The 19,769-nt window shown below is 60.3% G+C and carries 22 protein-coding genes; 13 read left to right on the top strand and 9 right to left on the bottom strand.

Annotation, left to right across the window (positions count from 1 at the left end; translation table 11 throughout):
• The first annotated feature begins 47 nt into the window (after nt 1–47).
• On the top strand, nt 48–1,148 hold the full coding sequence (gene recF / locus Q1A44_RS02795) for a DNA replication/repair protein RecF (protein WP_299619322.1): 1,101 nt from the start codon (nt 48–50) through the stop codon (nt 1,146–1,148).
• The gene (locus Q1A44_RS02790) at nt 1,145–1,765 is read left to right on the top strand and encodes a LysE family translocator (protein ID WP_299619319.1); all 621 of its coding nucleotides are present in this window, start codon (nt 1,145–1,147) and stop codon (nt 1,763–1,765) included. Before recF ends, Q1A44_RS02790 begins: the two co-directional genes overlap by 4 nt.
• A gap of 3 nt (nt 1,766–1,768) precedes the next feature.
• On the opposite strand, the gene Q1A44_RS02785 is transcribed toward Q1A44_RS02790, so the two are convergent.
• Complete coding sequence (locus Q1A44_RS02785; protein ID WP_299619316.1) at nt 1,769–2,290, bottom strand: hypothetical protein; 522 nt, start codon at nt 2,288–2,290, stop codon at nt 1,769–1,771.
• A gap of 130 nt (nt 2,291–2,420) precedes the next feature.
• Here Q1A44_RS02785 and gyrB point away from each other — a divergent pair, with 130 nt between their 5' ends.
• From gyrB to Q1A44_RS02760, 5 genes are all read left to right on the top strand, one after another.
• Nucleotides 2,421–4,838, top strand: a complete 2,418-nt coding sequence (gene gyrB, locus Q1A44_RS02780; protein WP_299619313.1) for a DNA topoisomerase (ATP-hydrolyzing) subunit B — start codon at nt 2,421–2,423, stop codon at nt 4,836–4,838.
• 25 nt (nt 4,839–4,863) lie between these two features.
• Complete coding sequence (locus Q1A44_RS02775) at nt 4,864–5,553, top strand: nitroreductase family protein (RefSeq protein ID WP_299619310.1); 690 nt, start codon at nt 4,864–4,866, stop codon at nt 5,551–5,553.
• Nucleotides 5,554–6,267: an extensin family protein gene (locus Q1A44_RS02770; RefSeq protein ID WP_299619307.1), complete on the top strand. Its 714-nt coding sequence runs from the start codon at nt 5,554–5,556 to the stop codon at nt 6,265–6,267. It abuts the gene before it with no gap.
• Between the two features lie 73 nt (nt 6,268–6,340).
• A complete protein-coding gene (locus Q1A44_RS02765) occupies nt 6,341–6,850 on the top strand; it encodes a PRC-barrel domain-containing protein (RefSeq protein ID WP_299619304.1) in 510 nt (169 codons plus the stop codon).
• 185 nt (nt 6,851–7,035) lie between these two features.
• A complete protein-coding gene (locus tag Q1A44_RS02760; RefSeq protein WP_299619301.1) occupies nt 7,036–7,377 on the top strand; it encodes a DUF2853 family protein in 342 nt (113 codons plus the stop codon).
• A gap of 231 nt (nt 7,378–7,608) precedes the next feature.
• Here Q1A44_RS02760 and Q1A44_RS02755 read toward each other — a convergent pair whose 3' ends face one another.
• Genes Q1A44_RS02755 through tsaD form a run of 5 tightly spaced genes read right to left on the bottom strand, consistent with a single transcriptional unit; the run spans nt 7,609 to nt 10,801 of the window.
• Nucleotides 7,609–8,010 (bottom strand): DUF1761 domain-containing protein, encoded by a 402-nt coding sequence (locus Q1A44_RS02755; protein ID WP_366942590.1) that lies wholly within the window; start codon nt 8,008–8,010, stop codon nt 7,609–7,611.
• A 58-nt stretch (nt 8,011–8,068) separates the two neighbouring features.
• Nucleotides 8,069–8,488 (bottom strand): EVE domain-containing protein, encoded by a 420-nt coding sequence (locus tag Q1A44_RS02750; protein WP_299619298.1) that lies wholly within the window; start codon nt 8,486–8,488, stop codon nt 8,069–8,071.
• Nucleotides 8,485–8,760, bottom strand: a complete 276-nt coding sequence (locus Q1A44_RS02745) for a YciI family protein (protein WP_299619295.1) — start codon at nt 8,758–8,760, stop codon at nt 8,485–8,487. The genes Q1A44_RS02750 and Q1A44_RS02745 overlap by 4 nt, the downstream gene beginning before the upstream one ends.
• 2 nt (nt 8,761–8,762) lie before the next feature.
• Nucleotides 8,763–9,710 (bottom strand): NAD(P)H-dependent glycerol-3-phosphate dehydrogenase, encoded by a 948-nt coding sequence (locus tag Q1A44_RS02740; RefSeq protein WP_299619292.1) that lies wholly within the window; start codon nt 9,708–9,710, stop codon nt 8,763–8,765.
• Nucleotides 9,707–10,801 carry a tRNA (adenosine(37)-N6)-threonylcarbamoyltransferase complex transferase subunit TsaD gene (tsaD, locus tag Q1A44_RS02735; protein ID WP_299619289.1) on the bottom strand — a complete coding sequence of 365 codons (1,095 nt, stop codon included), beginning with the start codon at nt 10,799–10,801 and terminating at the stop codon, nt 9,707–9,709. Before tsaD ends, Q1A44_RS02740 begins: the two co-directional genes overlap by 4 nt.
• A gap of 91 nt (nt 10,802–10,892) precedes the next feature.
• Here tsaD and Q1A44_RS02730 point away from each other — a divergent pair, with 91 nt between their 5' ends.
• The 4 genes from Q1A44_RS02730 (at nt 10,893) to Q1A44_RS02715 (ending at nt 15,787) form a co-directional block, all read left to right on the top strand.
• The gene (locus Q1A44_RS02730) at nt 10,893–11,573 is read left to right on the top strand and encodes a uroporphyrinogen-III synthase (protein WP_299619286.1); all 681 of its coding nucleotides are present in this window, start codon (nt 10,893–10,895) and stop codon (nt 11,571–11,573) included.
• 73 nt (nt 11,574–11,646) lie between these two features.
• Nucleotides 11,647–13,038 carry a hypothetical protein gene (locus tag Q1A44_RS02725; protein ID WP_299619283.1) on the top strand — a complete coding sequence of 464 codons (1,392 nt, stop codon included), beginning with the start codon at nt 11,647–11,649 and terminating at the stop codon, nt 13,036–13,038.
• A gap of 11 nt (nt 13,039–13,049) precedes the next feature.
• Entirely contained in the window at nt 13,050–14,525 is a 1,476-nt protein-coding gene (locus tag Q1A44_RS02720) for a heme biosynthesis HemY N-terminal domain-containing protein (RefSeq protein WP_299619280.1), read from the top strand.
• Between the two features lie 152 nt (nt 14,526–14,677).
• A complete protein-coding gene (locus Q1A44_RS02715) occupies nt 14,678–15,787 on the top strand; it encodes a polysaccharide biosynthesis/export family protein (protein ID WP_299619277.1) in 1,110 nt (369 codons plus the stop codon).
• Nucleotides 15,788–15,838: 51 nt separating this feature from the next.
• Here the strand turns inward: Q1A44_RS02715 and Q1A44_RS02710 are convergent, their stop codons facing one another.
• From Q1A44_RS02710 to Q1A44_RS02700, 3 genes are all read right to left on the bottom strand, one after another.
• The gene (locus tag Q1A44_RS02710; protein WP_299619274.1) at nt 15,839–16,702 is read right to left on the bottom strand and encodes a DJ-1/PfpI family protein; all 864 of its coding nucleotides are present in this window, start codon (nt 16,700–16,702) and stop codon (nt 15,839–15,841) included.
• A 139-nt stretch (nt 16,703–16,841) separates the two neighbouring features.
• On the bottom strand, nt 16,842–18,230 hold the full coding sequence (ahcY, locus tag Q1A44_RS02705; RefSeq protein ID WP_299619271.1) for an adenosylhomocysteinase: 1,389 nt from the start codon (nt 18,228–18,230) through the stop codon (nt 16,842–16,844).
• Between the two features lie 83 nt (nt 18,231–18,313).
• Nucleotides 18,314–18,616 carry an S-adenosyl-L-homocysteine hydrolase gene (locus Q1A44_RS02700; RefSeq protein WP_299619268.1) on the bottom strand — a complete coding sequence of 101 codons (303 nt, stop codon included), beginning with the start codon at nt 18,614–18,616 and terminating at the stop codon, nt 18,314–18,316.
• A gap of 70 nt (nt 18,617–18,686) precedes the next feature.
• Between Q1A44_RS02700 and Q1A44_RS02695 the strand changes: the two genes are divergently transcribed.
• Together Q1A44_RS02695 and Q1A44_RS02690 are read left to right on the top strand one after the other, a co-directional pair.
• Nucleotides 18,687–19,283 (top strand): HD family hydrolase, encoded by a 597-nt coding sequence (locus Q1A44_RS02695; protein WP_299619265.1) that lies wholly within the window; start codon nt 18,687–18,689, stop codon nt 19,281–19,283.
• On the top strand, nt 19,280–19,765 hold the full coding sequence (locus Q1A44_RS02690; RefSeq protein ID WP_299619262.1) for a GNAT family N-acetyltransferase: 486 nt from the start codon (nt 19,280–19,282) through the stop codon (nt 19,763–19,765). Before Q1A44_RS02695 ends, Q1A44_RS02690 begins: the two co-directional genes overlap by 4 nt.
• Nucleotides 19,766–19,769: the final 4 nt, after the last annotated feature.

Below are 19,769 nucleotides of genomic sequence, written 5' to 3'. Positions count from 1 at the left end.
TTTCTTGCCTCCGTCGGGAGTATTTTGGGAACAATGAAAGGCTGGGGATGGCGCTTGCTCTGACGTCGTTGACCCTGTCGCATTTCCGGTCACACAAAGTGGCCCGCCTGGCTGTGGATGCGCGACCTGTGGCGATCTATGGGCCGAATGGTGCGGGCAAAACCAATATTCTGGAAGCGGTATCCCTGATGTCGCCCGGTCGCGGATTGCGCCGGGCGTCGGCAGAGGACATGACGCGGCGGCCCGAGGCGCTGGGCTGGAAGCTGGCGGGTGTTTTGCAGTCGTTGGATCAGGTGCATGAAGTCGAAACCTGGTCGGAAAACGGGGCCGCCCGGCAGGTGCGGATCGACGGCAAGGGGGCAGCGCAGACAGCGCTGGGTCGCATTGCCCGCGTGCTGTGGCTGATCCCGGCGATGGACCGGTTGTGGATCGAAGGCGCAGAGGGGCGGCGGCGGTTTCTGGACCGCATGACGCTGAGCTTTATGCCCGATCATGCACAGGTGTCCTTGGAATTTGACAAGGCCATGCGGGAGCGGAACCGTCTGCTCAAGGACATGGTGCGCGATCCGCATTGGTATGCGGCGTTGGAAATGCGAATGGCCGAGACCGGGACCGCAATACATGCCAATCGGCTGGCGGCCCTGGTGGAGTTGGAGCGGGCGCAGGCGGGCGCGCAAACGGCCTTTCCAACCGCGACGCTGGACCTGTTGCCCGGAGAGTTGGGAATGCCTGCGGAGGCCAGCGCCTACCGTGATGCACTGGCTGACGGCCGAGGTCGTGATCTGACGGCTGGGCGGACCTTGATCGGGCCGCATCGGGCGGACCTGTTTGGCACCTATGCGGCCAAGGATGTGCCTGCCAAGGACTGTTCGACAGGGGAGCAGAAAGCGTTGCTGGTCTCCCTGATTCTGGCCAACGCACGGGCCTTGGCTGCCGATTTTGGCGCGCCGCCCCTGCTGCTGCTTGATGAGGTGGCGGCCCATCTGGATGCCGATCGCCGCGCGGCGCTTTATGATGAGATTTGCGCCTTGGGCGCGCAGGCGTGGATGACTGGCACGGGACCTGAGCTTTTTGAGCATCTAGGCGATCGGGCACAGTATTTGCATGTGTCAGAGACGGATGGCGTCAGTGAGGTAGAGGCGGCATGACCCTGGGTCTGTGGGACGTTGCGTTGTATTCCGGGGCGCTGTTGGTGCTGTTTCTCACGCCCGGTCCGGTTTGGGTCGGGCTGATCGCGCGGACGCTGTCGGGGGGCTTTCACGCGGCGTGGCCCTTGGCCTTGGGCGTCGTTGTGGGAGATGTTCTGTGGTCGTTGCTGGCGATCTTTGGGATCACCTGGGTGCTGTCGGTCTATGGCGGGTTTCTGGAGGCGCTGAAATGGGTCGCGGCGGCGATGTTTGTCATCATGGGTGCGCTGGTCATTCGCAGCGCGGGCCAGCAGATTGATACCGATGGTCGCCTGACACGGCCCGGCATGTGGGCCGGGTTCGTGGCGGGGCTGGTGGTGATTCTGGGCAACCCCAAGGCGATCCTATTTTATGCCGGGATGCTGCCGGGATTTTTTGATCTGACGCGGCTCACGGCCTTGGACATCGTGACCATCGTGGCCCTGTCGATGGTTGTGCCACTGTTCGGGAACCTGACGATGGCGGTGTTTATCGACCGGGCGCGCCGCCTGATGCAAAGCCCGCGCGCACTGCGCCGGATGAACCTGTCGGCTGGGGCACTGTTGATCGGTGTGGGCCTGATCATTCCGCTGACGTGACGGTTAATCGCCCGACATGATCTTGTTCCAGGTATCCTTTGCCTCGGATTTGGCGCGATCCTGAAGCGTGAAGAGATCGGAAATGGCGTTGATAGGGCCGTTGACCTTGAGCCCTGCAAGATGGCCCGCGATGGCCTGTTCCGCCGCAGTGTCGGGTGTGGTGGCCTGCACCTTGGTGACGAATTTCCCGGCCTTCCAACAGACGAAATCAAATTGGGCTGCGTCAGTTGTCAGCCGAAGCTTGTAGACCGGAAATCGCGCAACCTTTTCCGCCGTCACGACCTGGCTGAGGGGGATGGAAAACTCGCCCCGCAGCCGGTTGATGATATGCGCCTTGAAGACAAAGCGCAGGTTAGTCATGGTCAGGATGCCGCCAATCCCCTCTTTGCCCTTCATGCCAATCACCCAAAACAGCTTGTCCCCGACAAAGCGGTTCAGGCCCGTGTCCTTGACGTCGATGATGGCATTAGCGCCTGCGCGGGCAATGATCCGTTCGTTTGGCATCAGTTCAGGTGGAAGATACATGGCACCCCCAAGACAGCGTTTGCGACAGCCTAGCCCAACATCCTGATTCGAGCCATGAAACTTGGTCTATCGGCGTGACATTCCCCGTGGAAAACCGTATATTTTGGGCAAAGAATGAAGGGCCCGAAAAATGGCAGATAACGAGCAAACCCCCGAAGAATACGGCGCGGATTCTATCAAGGTTCTCAAGGGTTTGGAGGCTGTTCGCAAACGGCCCGGCATGTATATCGGCGACACCGACGACGGCAGTGGTTTGCACCACATGGTCTATGAGGTGGTCGACAACGGCATCGACGAGGCGCTGGCCGGTCATGCGGACGCGGTTACCGTCACAATTCATGGCGACAGCAGCGTGTCGGTCAGCGACAATGGCCGCGGTATTCCGGTGGGTATCCACGAGGAAGAGGGCGTGTCGGCGGCCGAAGTCATCATGACCCAACTCCATGCGGGCGGTAAATTTGACAGCAACTCATACAAGGTTTCGGGCGGCTTGCACGGGGTCGGCGTTTCGGTTGTGAATGCCTTGTCGGATTGGCTGGAACTGCGCATCTGGCGCGATGGCAAAGAGCATGTGGCCCGCTTTGAAGGTGGGTTTACGGCCAAGCACCTTGAGGTCGTGGGCGACAGCAATGGGCATACCGGCACCGAAGTGCGGTTCCTCGCCTCGACCGAGACGTTTTCGAACCTCGAATACTCGTTCGAGACGCTGGAAAAGCGCCTGCGCGAGCTGGCATTCCTGAACTCTGGCGTGCGTATCATTCTGGTGGATGAGCGGCCCATCGAACACCTGCGGTCCGAGCTGTTTTACGAGGGTGGGGTCAAGGAGTTCGTCAAATATCTCGACCGGTCCAAGTCGTCCGTCATGCCCGAGCCGATCTTTATCACCGGTGAGCGGGACGACATCGGCGTCGAGGTCGCGATGTGGTGGAATGACAGCTATCACGAGAATGTCCTGCCCTTTACCAACAACATCCCGCAGCGCGATGGCGGCACGCATATGGCGGGCTTTCGCGGCGCGCTGACGCGGACTATCAACAACTATGCCCAATCCAGTGGGATCGCGAAAAAGGAAAAGGTGAGCTTTACCGGCGACGATGCCCGCGAAGGGCTGACTTGTGTGTTGTCGGTCAAGGTGCCGGACCCGAAGTTTAGCTCGCAGACCAAAGACAAGCTGGTGTCCTCCGAAGTGCGTCCCGCCGTTGAGGGGTTGGTGAACGAAAAGCTGGCCGAATGGTTCGAGGAAAACCCGAACGAGGCCAAGATCATCGTCGGCAAGATCATCGAGGCGGCCCTGGCCCGCGAAGCGGCGCGCAAGGCCCGTGATCTGACCCGGCGCAAGAACCCGATGGATATGAATTTCCTGTCCTCCAAGCTCAAGGATTGTTCCGACAAGAACCCCGCCAACACCGAGGTGTTCCTGGTGGAGGGTGACAGTGCGGGCGGCTCTGCCCAGACCGGGCGTGACCGGAAAACCCAAGCCATTCTGCCGCTGAAGGGTAAGATCCTGAATGTGGAGCGGGCCCGGTTTGACCGGATGCTCGGATCTCAGGAGATTGGCAACATGGTCATGGCCCTGGGCACCGGCATTGGCCGGGACGAGTTCGACATCAGCAAGCTGCGCTACCACAAGATCGTCATCATGACGGATGCGGACGTGGACGGGGCGCATATTCGGACGCTTTTGCTGACCTTCTTCTATCGCCAGATGCCTGAACTGATCGAGGGCGGGTACCTCTATATCGCGCAGCCGCCGCTCTACAAAGTGTCGCGCGGCAAGTCCGAGGTTTACCTCAAGGACGAGGCGGAAATGCAGGACTACCTGATCCAACAGGGGATCGAGGGGGCGATGCTGCGCCAGGGCAATGGCGAGGAAATCGCGGGGCAGGACCTTGTGCGTGTCGTGGACGAGGCACGGCAATTGCGGCGTGTCTTGCAAGCCTTCCCGACGCATTACCCGCGCCACATTCTGGAGCAGGCAGCCATCGCAGGAGCATTCGTGCCCGGTGCAGTCGAATCCGATTTGCAGGGCGTAGCCGACAAGGTGGCCGCACGGCTGAACCTGATCGCGCTGGAATATGAAAAGGGATGGACCGGCCGGATCACCCAGGACAAAGGCGTGCGACTGGCCCGTATCCTGCGCGGCGTCGAAGAGGTGCGGACGTTGGATGGCCCAATGCTGCGCTCGGGCGAGGCGCGCAAGACGGGCACGTTTACCCAATCGCTTCAGGACGTCTATGACCAGCCTGCCACGCTGAACCGCAAGGACAGAACGCAGCAGATCATGGGGCCGATGGACCTGCTGGATGCGATTTTGGCCGAGGGCGAAAAGGGTCTTTCGCTGCAACGCTATAAGGGTCTGGGCGAAATGAACCCCGATCAACTGTGGGAAACCACGTTGGACCCCGATGCACGGACCCTGTTGCAGGTGCGGGTCGAGGACATGGCCGAGGCCGATGATCTGTTCACCAAGCTGATGGGCGACGTGGTGGAGCCGCGTCGCGAGTTCATTCAGCAAAACGCGCTGAGCGTGGAAAACCTCGACTTCTGACACCGATCAACAGGGGATGTGCCGCATGTTCTCCAAGGACAAGCTTGAATACCGTCAACTGCCCCTGCCCGACCGGCAGGGCCTGAGCGATGCAGAGATGCTGCGCAAGGCAGAAGACTATCGCGACTTTATGGCGACCCGCCACACGGTGCGCGACTATACTACCCAAGCGGTGGACCGCGCAGTCATTGACGCTTGTGTGGCAGCGGCGGGCACGGCCCCCTCTGGCGCAAACCATCAACCCTGGCATTTCGTGGCCATTCAAGAACCCGCAATCAAGAAACAGATCCGCGACGCCGCCGAAGAGGAAGAGCGCAAGTTCTATGCCGGTGGCGCCAGTGACGAGTGGATCAAAGCCCTGGAACCCATCGGGACAAATGCCGACAAGCCCCATCTTGAGGATGCGCCCTGGCTGATCGTCGTTTTTGCCCAGCGTTATGGCACCTTTGATGATGGCACACGGTACAAGAATTATTATGTCCCCGAAAGCGTCGGCATCGCCACTGGCATGTTGCTCACGGCACTGCATATGGCGGGGCTGGCAACACTGACGCATACGCCCAATCCGATGAAGTTTCTGGGTGATCTGCTGGACCGCCCCGACAGCGAAAAGGCCACGATGATCATCACCGTGGGCCATCCGGCAAAGGATGCGACCATTCCCGCGGTGGCCAAGATCAAGAAGCCGTTGGACGAGATCCTGACGGTCCGCTGAATGCGGATCGTATCGCTTGTCTATGCGCTGTTGACGATTGCGCTCATGGCTTTGGCCGGTGGTGCGCTGTTGATCTATGCAACCGACACGCCCTTGCCGGATGAATGGAACCCGATCAAACCGCTGGTTATTTCAGACCCCGTGACCCCCCTGACCGCGGCCAAGATGCAGCGCGCGCTGCGCGATGGGCCAAGTTGCCGGGCCGCGTTGGCGACCGGAGCCACCTTTGACGCGATGGACGACCTTGTGACCTCGCCGCAATGCGGGATCGCGGATCGGGTGCGCCTGACGGCTATCGGAGGGGCAGGGTTGAGCCCGGTGGAAACCCGATGCCAGACCGCGCTGCGCCTCGCGATGTGGCAGGCCCACGGGATTGAGCCCGCCGCCCAACGCCACTTTGGTCAGGGCATCGCGCGGATCCACCATGCGTCCAGCTACAATTGTCGCCAGATCAGGACCACCTCGGGCAATTCAGGGCGGATGAGCACCCATGCAACCGCCAATGCCATCGACATCAGCGGCGTGACATTGGACGACGGGCGGCGGTTGAACCTGTTGGATGGGTGGCCAGCCGCCGACGCTCGTGCCCCGTTTTTCCGCGACCTGCGCGACAGCGCGTGCATGTGGTTCCGCCTTACACTCGGCCCTGATTACAACCGTCTGCACGCCGATCATTTCCACCTTCAGCATACCGGTTGGGGACTGTGCCGCTAAAAAATTCTTAGGCCCCAGGGAACCGTTTTGGCGGTCCAAAGTTGTCCTCTCAGATGAAACAACGGAGGTCACTATGACACGCAACGTATTGAAAACAAATGCTGCCATTGCCGCTCTGATTGCTGCCCCCGCCTTTGCCGGTTCAATGGGCGACAAGGACGAAACCGCCATCGACAGCCAGGTTGGCACCGCCACTCTGGCCACAGCCGAGCAACTGGCAAACGAAACCCAGGACGGCTTTGAAACAGCGCTGGACAGTGTGGATGGCGTTGAGGCTGGCGCGCCGATGATGGTCTCTGAGATCATTGGCACCAACGTGCTGACCGCCACAAACGAAACCGTGGGCGAAATCGACTATGTCATCAAGTCCCCCGAGGGCTACGCAGCCGTGATCGGTATCGGCGGTTTCCTGGGTCTGGGCGAATACACGGTTGCCCTGCCGCTGGATCAGTTTGACATGACCAGCGAAGACGAACTGCGCCTGGCCACATGGACCGAAGCAGAGCTGGAAGCCCTGCCCGAAATCGACGAAAGCGAGTTGGAAAGCCTGCCATCGGACTACAAAATTCGCGTCCAGTCCTAAACGCTGAGCGATCTTTCGACATCAAGGGGTGCCTGTCGGGCGCCCCTTTTTGCAGCGTTAGGCCCTATTTTCCCCCTCGAATTTGTTTGTCCTCTGACAATTTGCCGTTATCGTACCGCCACATTAACGCAAAGCCTTGCGCCTTGGCCGAAATCTTGGCGCGTCCAACTGGTAGGAGACAAAATATGGGCAAACGGGACGATCTGATCGCGCAATATGCAGACGATCTGAAGAACAAGTGCGGCATGACACCGGATATGGACCTGCTGACCAAAGTCACAATCGGCTGCGGCCCGGCGATCTACAATGCCGATGCGTCCACTGTTGCGGGCAGCCAACCCTCTGAGTTGGAAACCGTCAAAGAGAACTTCCTGAAGAAAAAGCTGGGCCTTGCAGATGGCCCCGAATTGATGGATGCGATCAACAAGGTCATTGAAATCTATGGCAAATCCGAGCGCAACAAGTACCGTGCCGTGGTCTATTACATGTTGACCAAGCACTTTGGCAAAGAGGCCGTCTACGGCTGAGCCAAACTCAGATTTACGACGACACAACACCCGCTGGTAAAGCGGGTGTTGCTGTTTTGGGTCCAATTCGAACAATCAAAATGTTGTAAAATCCGTGGCCCCCAACTAGGTATCTCAGTGTTCGACCAGAACGGTCAGACCCGAAATTCTTACGACAGTGCGGTGGCTCATGGGAGCTGCGAACGGGTGAGAGAGGGTTCTGATCGCAATTGGTCAGAACCCTTTTTTTCGTCAAAACAGCATCAGAACCGCGCCGATCACGGTGCAGCCGAATGTGGCGTAACCCCCGTCGATCAGCGTCAACGGGAAGGGTCGGCCGCTAAACCCGTAGAATGTGGCAATCCAGGGCGATACCAGAAACAGCCCCACGCCAAGGCCCGACACCAACCCTTCGCCAAAGGTGTCAATTCCGCTCAGCGCAAAGACATGCCGCATCATCCCTGCGACGAGGATCGCGCCGATGATGCTGGTGATGTAGGGAATTGGGTCTGATTGGTTCGCCGGGGCATCCCCCGCATCATTCAGGGCCACTCCCGATGCGGCCATCCACGGTTTGGCCAGGGCCGTGTACCAGACAGCCCCAAACATGAAGCCCGCCACACCCGCGACAACAACTGCAAGAAAATCCATCATTCCCTCCTTTGGCTTTGTGAGCCCAAAGGTGCCAGACTTTCGCACAAATCCCTAGGAATTATAGTGCAACACCCGCCATCTCGCAGACGATTTGCCATTCGGCCTCTGTGACCGGCTGCACCGACAGGCGCGAATTGCGGATCAGCGCCATGTCCGATAGGCGCGGGTCGTCCTTGACCATCTCAAGCGTGACGGGCGTTTTCACCGGACCAATGGCCTTGATGTCGACACAGTCCCAACGGTCATCATCGGTCGTGCTGTCGGGATGTGCCTCGGCGATCACCTCGACGATACCAACCACCGATTTTTCCTTTTGCGAGTGGTAAAAGAAGCCCCGGTCGCCCACCTTCATCTCGCGCATGAAATTGCGGGCCTGATAGTTGCGGACGCCATCCCATTCCTCGCCCGCATCCCCTTTGGCAACCTGATCATCCCAGCTCCAGGTGCTGGGCTCGGATTTGAACAGCCAGTATTTCATCCGCCGATCACCTGTTTCCAGGCGCTGATCTGCACATCGCGAAACAGGCCCGCTTTGGCATAGGGATCGTTGTCGGCCCAGGCTTGTGCCGCCGCCATGTCATCCACTTCAAGCACGATCAGCGAACCGCAAGGCTGACCATCGTCGTTCAGGAACGGGCCCGCCTGCCGCACGACGCCGGTGCTGTCGAGATAGGCGAGGTGATCAGGCCTGTTTTCCATCCGCACATCCAGCGCGCCATCCTTGTCCCAGGCCATCAGGGCATAAAGCATTATCATTCCTCCCGCAGGGGGCGCGCCAGCAAACGGTCAATCGCCCCGGTTATCGTCAACGTGCCGTCCACCAGATCGGCAATGGTCAGGCAGATGGGCAAATCCAGCCCGTGATTTCGGGCCATTTTGCGCAAGGCCCGCGCCGTCGCCGCACCCTCGACCGTAATGGCACCATCAAAATCCGTTCCCGCACCAAGGGCAAGGCCAAGCCGGTAGTTTCGCGACTGGTCTGACGTGCATGTGAGCGTGAGATCACCAAGACCACTGAGACCCATCAACGTTTCAGGTTCCGCGCCCATCGTGGCCGCAACCCGCTGCATCTCGGCAAAGCCACGTGTCATGAGGGCCGCGCGCGCGCTGTCGCCAAGCCCTGCGCCCATGACCGCGCCGCAACCAATGGCAATCACGTTTTTTAATGCGCCGCCGAGTTCGGCCCCGATGACATCGGTGCTGGAATACAGCCTGAGCGTTGGCGTCGAAAGCATCTGCTGTAGCTGTGTCGCTATGTCGGCGGAGGCACAGGCGAGGGTCAGGGCGGTCGGCAGTCCAGTGGCGATATCCTTGGCAAAGCTTGGGCCCGTCAGGATGGCCACGTGCGCGGCATCCGCAAGGATCGCGCTTGGGCCTTGGCCCGTGGTCAGGTCGATGCCTTTGCAGCAAGCAACGACCGTTTTGGTGCTTAGATCGTTGGCTTTTGCAAAACCCGCCAGCGCCTGCATCGGCATGGCGAGAAGGATGATATCGACGTCTAAAACGGTCTCTAAATTGGTCGAAACGGTAAGTTGGTCAGGAAAAAGGGCACCCGAGAGCCGCCTTTTGTTTTCTCGATGCTTCGCCATTTCGGTCACATGATCCGCGTCCCGCGCCCAAAGCGTTATGGGCTGCGTTTGTGCCAAAGCGATGGCCAGAGCGGTGCCAAAGGCCCCCGCGCCAATAACGGCCACGCTCATGCCTTGGCCCCCTTTTTACCCGATCCGAGCATGGCAGCGCTTTGCGTGTCCAGCGGCATTCGGGGTCGCGCGGACAGCCCCATGTCGTCGGGCGGCCGCAGCGGCATTTGTTCGATCCCGGCGGCGGCGATCATGGCTGCGTTATCAGTACAAAGCGACAAGGGCGGTGCGAGGAAGGTGGTGTTTGCGGACGCCGAAACAGTCTCTAACAAGTCACGAATTGTCATATTTGCGGCCACGCCCCCGGCCACACAGAAGGTGGGTACCGCCGGCGACAGCTCTGAATACCGTTGCAGGGCACGGGTGCTTTTGCCCGCCAGGCTGTCGGCCACGGCCATCTGAAACGACGCGGCAAGGTCGGCCTGATCCTGTGCGTGCAGTCCGCCCTGACCCGCCACCAGACCATCCCGGGCGCGCAGAACAGCGGTCTTGAGGCCGGAAAAGCTGAGGTCGCAGCCGGGCTTGTCCCGTAGCGGCCGGGGGAAAGCGAAACGCTTGGGGTCGCCGGTTTTCGCAGCCGCCTCGACCGCCGGGCCACCGGGCTGTCCCAGACCAATCAGCCGGGCGACCTTGTCAAAAGCCTCGCCGGGGGCGTCGTCGATAGTGCCACCCAAACGCTCGAACCTGTCCGGCCCATGCGCAATCAGGAACTGGCAGTGCCCGCCAGAAACCAGCAGCATCAGATAGGGAAAGGGCACGCCATCGGACAAGCGCGGCGTCAGCGCATGACCCGCCAGATGGTTCACCCCATAAAGCGGTTTACCAGTGGCTGCCGACAGCCCCTTGGCCATCATCACGCCCGACACGACCCCGCCGATCAGACCCGGGCCACATGTCACGGCAATCGCATCGACGTCGGCCAAAGCGACACCTGCTTGCTCCAAGGCGCCGACGACGCTGACATCCAGCCGTTCGGCATGGGCGCGCGCGGCAATCTCGGGAACAACACCGCCGAAGGACGCGTGCAATTCCGTCTGCCCAAAGACGACTGAAGACAGGATTTCCATATCCCCCGGCACACCACGCACAACAGCCGCTGCTGTATCATCGCAGCTGCTTTCGATGCCGAGAAGGGTCAAAGGGGTCGTCATTTCTGTCTGCTTTTGTTGCGCGGCGCACGCGGGCGAGGTAACACCCAAAGCCGTGGCAAACAATGCATCCCCTGATCCAGTCCCTTTGTTGATGACGCGCCCGCGCGGCGCGGCAGAACGGTTTGTGGCGTCGTTGCCCGCCGTCCTCCGCCCAAAGGTCGTGCCGGTTTATGCCCCCCTGATCGCGATCAAACCGCTGAACGTTGCGATCGCCTTTGAGGATGAGGCAGCGATTTTCACCTCTGCCAATGGGGTGCATTATGGGCCGGATGGCGCGGAGCGCGTGGCCTATTGCGTCGGCGCGGCCACGACCGACGCCGCCTGCTCCAGAGGGTGGATCGCCGAGCGGCGGGGCAGGAATGCCGATGATCTGGTTGCCAGCCTGATCGCAGATCCCCCGTTATCGCCCCTGATCCATGTGTCGGGCGTGCACAAACGCGGCGATATCGCCGAACGGCTGACCGCCCATGGTATCCCAACCCGATCCGTGGCCGTTTACGATCAGGTCGCCCAAGACCTGACACATGAGGCCCGCGCACTGATCCAGGGGGGAAAGCCCCTGATCCTTCCCCTTTTTTCGCCCCGCACCGCGCATCAATTTGCCAGCCAGGTGCCTCAGGCCGGGACAGTGCGCGCAATCGCCCTAAGTGAAGCGGTTGCAGATGCTCTGGTGCAAGGGTCTTATGGCGCTGTGTCCGTTGCTGCCACCCCGGATGCCACTGCAATGTGCGACGCAATCGCCCGCGTGCTTTCTGACCTGCCTTCGGGTTGAGGGGGGGCAAGGGTCAGAGTAGACTTCCCCGGTGGGTTACGGCCCACAAGGTGAGAATCGGAAAGGTAGGATCTTGGCCAAGCGTAAAAGTTCAAAGACAAAAGCCACCAGTGATCCGACCACCGCAGAGGATGTAACAGCCGAAACGGTCATTGCGACGACCGAAGACGGCGCGCCATCTGAAGCCGAAAATGACAGTTTGTCCGCAGCTGAAACCCCCGCCCCGGAAATGGGCGCGGCGGGCGACGATACGGTTATGACGGATGAGGCCGGGGCCGATACCTCCGATACCAGTCTTGGCGATGATAACGCGACTCTGGATGCAGAGATTGCCGATAGCGTAACGGGCGATGCGGACGCCGCTGATGCGATTTCGGATAAGGATGAATTATCGGTGACCGCCGATGGCGACGCAATTTCTGAGCCTGAGCCTGAGCCTGAGCCTGAGCCTGAGCCTGAGCCTGAGCCTGAGCCTGAGCCTGAGCCTGAGAAAGCGGCCCCTGCCCCACTGCCCGTTGTCCAGCCTGAGCCTCAGCGCAGCATCTTTATTCCTCTCGTCTTTGGCGGGATTGTGGCCGCCATGGTCGGCTTTATCGCGGCGCGCGCCACGGCACCCGAAGAAACGCCAGCGGCAGCGGTCTATGATGACAGCGCGCTGACCAGTGATCTTGCCACCACCAATGATCGGCTGGCCGAATTGGAGGCAACCGTTGCCGCACTGCCCGAACCCCAAGCGCCTGCAGTACCAGCCCCTGCCAGTGACCCGGACCTGAGCGGGATCGAGGCAGAACTGGCCGCGTTGGCGGATCGGATCGCGGCACTGGAAAACCGGCCCGTCACTGGCGGACCCGTCCCAACGGACGCCATAGATGCCGCGGTTGCAGAACTGCGCGCCACGGCCACGGCCCAACAAGACGAGATTGATCGCCTTTTGGCAGATGCCCGTTTGGTCAAGGACGACGCCGAAACCGCAGCGCAAGCGACACTCGCCCGTGCTGCGATGACTCGCATCCTGTCCGCCGTTGACACAGGCGCGCCTTTTGCGGCGGCCTTGGGTGATCTGGAACAATCGGGCACAGCGGACGTGCCGCAGGCGTTGCGGGATGCGGCTGCCGATGGCGTGCCATCGCTTGCCACGCTTCAGGATACGGTGCCGGATGCCGCCCGAGCCGCATTGGCGGCCGCACGGGGCGCAGACGCAGGTGGCGGTGGCCTAGGCGGGTTCCTGCAACGGCAATTGGGCGCACGATCGGTTGAACCGCGCGAAGGCTCAGACCCCGATGCGGTACTGTCGCGGATCGAGGCAGCGGTGCGCGCAGGTCGTTTGGGGGACGCATTGGCAGAGTCCCAGACCCTGCCCGCCCCCGCACAAGACGCCATGGCGACATGGATTGAACAGGCGCAATCGCGTCACGATGCCGTTTCGGCGGCCAACGCATTGGCGGAACGCCTGTCGGCATTTTAAGGGGCCCCTTCATGATCTGGTCTTTGGTAAAAATTATCGTTTTCATCGCGGCTGTGGCTGCGCTGGCACTTGGCGCCGGATGGCTTCTTGAATCCGAGGGCGGCGTGCGCATCGTGGTGGCGGGCAGTGAATATACGCTCGACCCTCTGCAATCGGTTGTGGGCTTTGTCCTGTTGGTGCTGGCGATCTGGTTGGGCCTCAAGCTGATGGGTCTTTTGGTCGCGGGCTGGAAGTTCCTGAGCGGGGACGAGACCGCGCTGTCCCGGTACTTTGAGCGTAACAAGGCGGCCCGTGGCTTTGACGCTTTGGCCGAAGGGATGATGGCGCTTGCCTCTGGTGATGGGCGCGCGGCCCTTGCCAAGGCGGAAAAGGCCAACAAGTATCTGGATCGCCCCGAGTTGACGAACCTGCTGACGGCCCAAGCTGCCGAAATGGCCGGCGACCGAAAGAAAGCCGAAGAAACCTATCGCAAGCTGGTGGAGAACGAGGCGACCCGCTTTGTCGGCGTGCGCGGCATCATGAAGCAAAAGCTGGCCGACGGCGACACCGATACCGCCCTGCAACTGGCCGAACGCGCCTTTGCCCTCAAGCCCAAGCACGAAGAAACACAGGATGTTCTTCTCAAGCTGCAGGCGGACAAGGAAGACTGGAAGGGCGCGCGCCAGACCCTGAGCGCCAAGCTGAAACACGGCCATCTGCCCCGCGATATTCACAAGCGACGGGATGCGGTCCTGGCCCTCAGCGAGGCACGGCAAATCCTCGATAAGGACGAAACCATCGAGGCGCGCGAGGCCGCCATTCAGGCCAACCGACAGTCACCCGACCTGATCCCCGCCGCCGTGATGGCCGCCCAGGGATATGTCGAAACCGGACAAAAGAAATACGCAACCCGCGTGCTAAAAAAAGCCTGGTCGGTGCATCCGCACCCTGACCTTGCCGCAGCCTTTGCCGCGATTGAACCGGATGAGGACGCCGCCGCACGGCTCAAGCGCTTTGCCCAATTGGCCAAGGCGCAGCCGAATGACCCGGAAACCCGGATGCTGATGGCCGAATTGCACATCGCTGCCGAAGATTTCCCGGAGGCCCGTCGCGCCCTTGGTGATCTGGTGGAAACCGATCCAACGACGCGCTCTGTCACCTTGATGGCTGCCATCGAGCGTGGGCAAGGGGCCAGCGACACGGTTGTGCAGGGCTGGTTGGCCCGCGCCCTGAGCGCACCGCGCGGCCCGCAATGGGTCTGCGATAACTGTCAGAACATTCATGGCGAATGGGGCCCCACCTGTGATAATTGCGGCGCATTTGACACCCTGGCCTGGAAACGCCCCCCGAACAGCGAAGTGGCCCTGCCCGGCGGATCAGAGATGCTGCCCCTGCTGGTCGGCAGCGCGCCATCGGGTGAAACGGCAGTTGCGGTGGTTGATCCTTCCGAGCCGGATGACATTATCGAAGCCGAAGATCTGGGCAATCCGCCCTCAAAGGCAAGTTAGGAACGATATACAACCGGCGATTCGGAATTATGGTGTTTTGGCAACGCCCCAAGCGGCAAGATGCCGATTGTGGGAAGGAGTGACTAGGTCTTGTCCTCGTTTCCGGCTACACCACAACAAATTTGAGCCGAACGAAGGCTAAGGAAGCTGCTGTGCAAAACCCAATTCGTGTTCTGACCGTTCTTTTGACAGTTTTGTTTGTTGCCGCCTGTAACCTGCCGCGTGGCGCGGCGATCCAGAGCGAAATCGTCGCCGGGCAAGACGAAGAAAGCGCGCCTTTCTCTGTGGTTCAGGTGAGCCGCTCGAACATCAATGACCTGAAAGCCTGGCCTGTGACAGGCTGGGCCGGGCACTATCACTGGTTTGGCGGGCAGCACGGCCCCAAATCCAACGTGATCCGCACCGGTGATCGCATCAGTCTGGTGATCTGGGACAACCAGGAAAACTCGCTTTTGACGTCCAGCCAGCAAAAGAACGTGTCGATGGACAACCTTCTGGTGGGCACCGACGGCACAATCTTTGTCCCCTACATCAACGAAGTGTTTGTGCGTGGCAGCACCCCGGAACGGGCGCGGAGCACGATTGCCGAACAGCTTGAGGTCGTTGTGCCCTCCGTGCAGGTTCAATTGTCAGTGACGCCCGGTCTGGATAACTCTGTCGATGCTGTGGGCGGCTTTGCCTCGCCCGGCACTTATCCTTTGCCCAACCGCAACTATTCTATTCTGAGCTTTATTTCCCAGGCGGGCGGTATTTCGTCTCAGCTCAGCAATCCGCTGGTACGCGTGATCCGGGGTGGCAACACCTATGAGATCCGCGCCGACACCCTGTACGAACGCGCGGCGGCCAATGTCGTCTTGCGCGGCGGTGACAAGGTTCTGGTAGAAGAAGACAGCCGGTATTTCGTGGCCTTGGGGGCCACCGGATCGCAACAGATCGTTCCCTTTGACCGCGAGCACATCACCGCCATCGAAGCCTTGGCAATGCTTGGCGGTTTGGCCGAAAACCGGGCAAATCCCGAGGGTATCCTGATCTTGCGCGAGTATTCGCAAGACGCGGTGCGTATTGACTACAGCGGCCCTGACAAACGCCAGGTCGTCTTTGCCATTGATCTGACAACGGCCGATGGCCTGTTTTCAGCGGGCAAGTTCCACGTCAATCCCGGCGATCTGGTTGTCGCGACTGAAAGCCCCGTCAACTCGGTCCGCACCATCTTTGGCCTGATCGGGTCGGTCGTGGGTGTTGGCAACGCGTTGAGCAACTAACCGGTAGGGCGGAGTTACATCCGCCTTCCGGGCCAACCCTTTGGTCTGGTGTCAGGTCCGCGCCATGCGTGAAACTGCATCCGCGATGGGTTGGTAAAACGCCGCCGTGACACCCGGCGAGGTCATCGCCTGATTGGTGATCCCATCGAGTTTGTGATCCAATGGATTGCCTCGCCCCACCCCTTCGGGCAATTGCGGCTCGTATTGGATCATCAGGCCGGACCAGTTTGCCGTCTCAAGGCCGCTTTCGAATTGTGCCATCAGCGCCAGCGCCAGATCGATCGAGGATGATACACCCCCGCCGCTGAACCGCTTGTGCTCCGTGTCGATGCACGACCGCGGGAAACCATCCGGCACCGCGCCAATCCACCCTTGTTCTACCAGATCAGGCAGCGCCGGGACCAACCGCCAATGGGTTGTCGCCTTGGCGCCCTTGAGCAGTCCAGCCGCTGCAATGATGAATGTACCGGTGCAAACCGCGCCGACCCATGGGCCGGATACCCCAGCGAACTGGCCCAGAAAATCCATATATCGCCGGTCATTCATCGCCGCCGCGACCGCAGCCCCGCCCGCACCCGGCACGTAGATGATGTCGAGATCAAGGTCGTCGCGCGGCGCACCGTTTGGATCGCAAAACGCCTGTTGTGGGATGACCGAACTGTTCTCAGAGGTCCAGATCGAGGCGGGTTTACCCCCGTCTTGCGGCACAAACTCGACCGCCCAGTCTGGATCGGGCATCGCCCCAGCCGGATCAACCGCGTCAAATTTGGATGCTGCCGCCGGGCCAAGCCAGACAGGCTCCCACCCGCCTTGAGTTGCCCAACTGGCAAAGACCTGTGTGGCCCCGGCGAAATCCAGCAGCGTATTCCCGGGATAAAGCACAAAGCCGACCCGTTTTGGTTTTTGTCCGCTCATCTCATGGCCCTTTGTTCAAACACTTCAACGCAATGCGCAAAGCGTAAGGGGATATGCCGCCAAAAGATACGGATTCAAACGCAAACCGCCGCGCTCCCTGGTGGGAACGCGGCGGTTCAGTTCAGTCTGGCAGGACAGATCAGTAGCGGTAATGCTCTGGCTTGAACGGCCCTTCGGGTGCGACGCCGATATAGGCGGCTTGTTCCGGGTCCAGCTTGGTCAGCTTCACACCGATCCGGTCCAAGTGCAGGCGGGCCACTTTCTCGTCCAGATGCTTCGGCAGGATGTAGACTTCGTTCTTGTACTGATCGCCACGCATCCACAGTTCCATCTGCGCCAACACCTGGTTGGTGAAGGAGGCCGACATCACAAAGGAGGGGTGACCCGTGGCATTGCCAAGGTTCAGCAAACGGCCCTCGGACAGCAAGATCAGACGATTGCCATTCGGCATCTCGATCATGTCCACCTGTTCCTTGATGTTGGTCCATTTGTGGTTCTTCAGCGCGGCAACCTGTATTTCGTTGTCGAAGTGGCCGATGTTGCCGACGATGGCCATGTCCTTCATCTCGCGCATATGCTCGATGCGGATCACGTCCTTGTTGCCGGTCGTGGTAATAAAGATGTCTGCACTGTCCAGCACGTCCTCAAGCAGGACAACCTCGAACCCGTCCATCGCGGCCTGAAGCGCGCAGATGGGGTCAACTTCGGTGACCTTGACGCGCGCACCTGCACCGGCGAGCGACGCCGCCGACCCTTTGCCCACATCGCCGTAGCCCATGACGACGGCAACCTTGCCGGCCATCATGGTGTCGGTGGCGCGGCGGATGCCGTCGACCAGCGATTCCTTACAGCCGTATTTGTTATCGAACTTCGATTTGGTCACGCTGTCGTTCACGTTGATCGCAGGGAAGGGCAGTTGGCCATTCTTGAACAGGTCATAGAGGCGGTGGACACCGGTGGTGGTTTCCTCGGAAACGCCAACGATCTGGTCGCGCATCTTGGTGAACCAGCCGGGGCTTGCTTCCATGCGCTTTTTGATCTGCGCCTTGATCGCGACTTCTTCCTCGGATTGGGGGACGGCGATGATATCTTCGCCAGCTTCGGCGCGAGCGCCCAGAAGGATATAGAGGGTCGCGTCGCCGCCATCGTCGAGGATCAGGTTGGGACCGTCGGGGAACATGAACGACTTGTCTAGGTAATCCCAGTGCTCTTCCAGGCTCTGGCCCTTAATGGCAAAGACAGGCGTGCCGCCAGCAGCGATCGCTGCGGCGGCGTGATCCTGGGTCGAGAAGATGTTGCACGACGCCCAGCGCACATCAGCACCCAACGCAACCAGTGTTTCAATCAGAACAGCCGTTTGAATGGTCATGTGCAGCGAGCCAACGATGCGCGCTCCCTTGAGCGGCTTTGATTCGCCATACTCTTCACGCAACGCCATCAGGCCCGGCATTTCTGTTTCTGCGATGTTCAATTCTTTGCGGCCATACTCGGCCAGCGCGATGTCTTTGACGATGTAATCTTGGCTCATCCTGAACGTCCTCAATTTGGGTCGGACGATCCGCTATCAGGTTCTGCCGCGCGGCTCAATGCGCCAGTTTGGCAAGGGTTTCCTCAGTCGCCCAATGCGGCAAGCATCAGGTCGGCGTGCTCACCCGCCCAATCTGTGCCCTGCGCCACGACACAAGAGGTGCCATCCGCCCGATACTTGACAAGAGTCCACGTGCCCGTTGCCTCAGATGCCCACAATTGCGTCTGTGGCGCGTCGGCTCCGGGAACCGGCGTCTCGCCGTACCAGTCCTTCAGGCTTGCTTCCATTTCCGAGGCGGGGCTGCAAACACGCTCTGCCACGGCCATGACAGGTGTCAGGATCATTGCGGCGCTCAGGGTCAGACCAGTCCAAAAAATGGGTTTCATAACACTCTCCTTCATGGAAAGAACGCAAGGAGGACGCGAGAAGTTCCCTACAAGATGAGAGAGGGCCCTCATGGCCAAGCAACCGCGCGCATGGCAACGCATGTTGTCCGGTCGCAGGCTCGACCTGCTGGACCCGACCCCGATGGATATCGAGATCGAGGACATCGCTCACGGTCTTGCTTTTGTTGCGCGGTGGAATGGGCAGACGATTGGCGACTATGCCTATTCGGTGGCGGAACACTCGCTGTTGGTGGAAACTCTGTTTTCCCGCATTGCGCCCAAGGCCCCGGCCAAATGGCAATTGGCTGCGTTGCTGCATGACGCACCTGAATATGTGATCGGTGACATGATTTCGCCGGTCAAGGCGGCTGTCGGCCCAGGCTATGGCGCGTTGGATGAACGGATCGAGGCGGCGGTACATATCCGCTTTGGCCTGCCTGCCAAGGTGCCCCAGAATATCAAGCGCCAGATCAAGAAGGCAGACAAGATCAGCGCCTGGATGGAAGCCACGCAGATCGCAGGCTTTACCGAGGCTGAGGCAAGCAAGTTTTTCGGCAAGCCGGACCCAAACCTGATAACCGACCTCGCCATCGTTCTGCGCCCGCCGGTCGAGACGCGCGCCGCCTTTACAGACCGCCACGCTACATTGCTGAGGCTCATCACATGATCAACGTCCGCGCTGCTATCGCCCTTGATGCGTCCTCCATGGCGCGGCTTTTGAACGTCATTATTGCCGAAGGCGGCACAACAGCCCTGACCAAGCCCGTCACCGGCAGCGATATTCAGGATCGGATGAACGCGAGTGACGGCAGATCCGCCTGGCATGTGGCGGTCAACGAAGCCGAAGAGGTCGTCGGTTTTCAATGGATCGCCTCGGCCACCTATCTGCCCGCCGAGGCGGCGGAAATTGCCACCTTTGTGCAAGTGGGCCAAACGGGCCTCGGCATCGGGTCGAAGCTGTTCAAGGCGACAACCGCCGCGGCCAAGGACATTGGTTACAAGTGGATCAATGCGAACATCCGTGCCGATAACGAGGGCGGACTGATCTATTACCAGTCGCGCGGTTTTGTGGATTACGGACGGATCGAGGATTACGAACTGGCCGACGGTACGTTGGTCGACAAAGTGCTCAAACGCTACGACCTATAGACAC

It is taken from the genome of uncultured Tateyamaria sp., from assembly GCF_947503705.1.
In the GTDB taxonomy this organism is placed as follows: Bacteria; Pseudomonadota; Alphaproteobacteria; order Rhodobacterales; family Rhodobacteraceae; genus Tateyamaria.
This window is presented reverse-complemented; position numbering and strand designations above follow the sequence as displayed.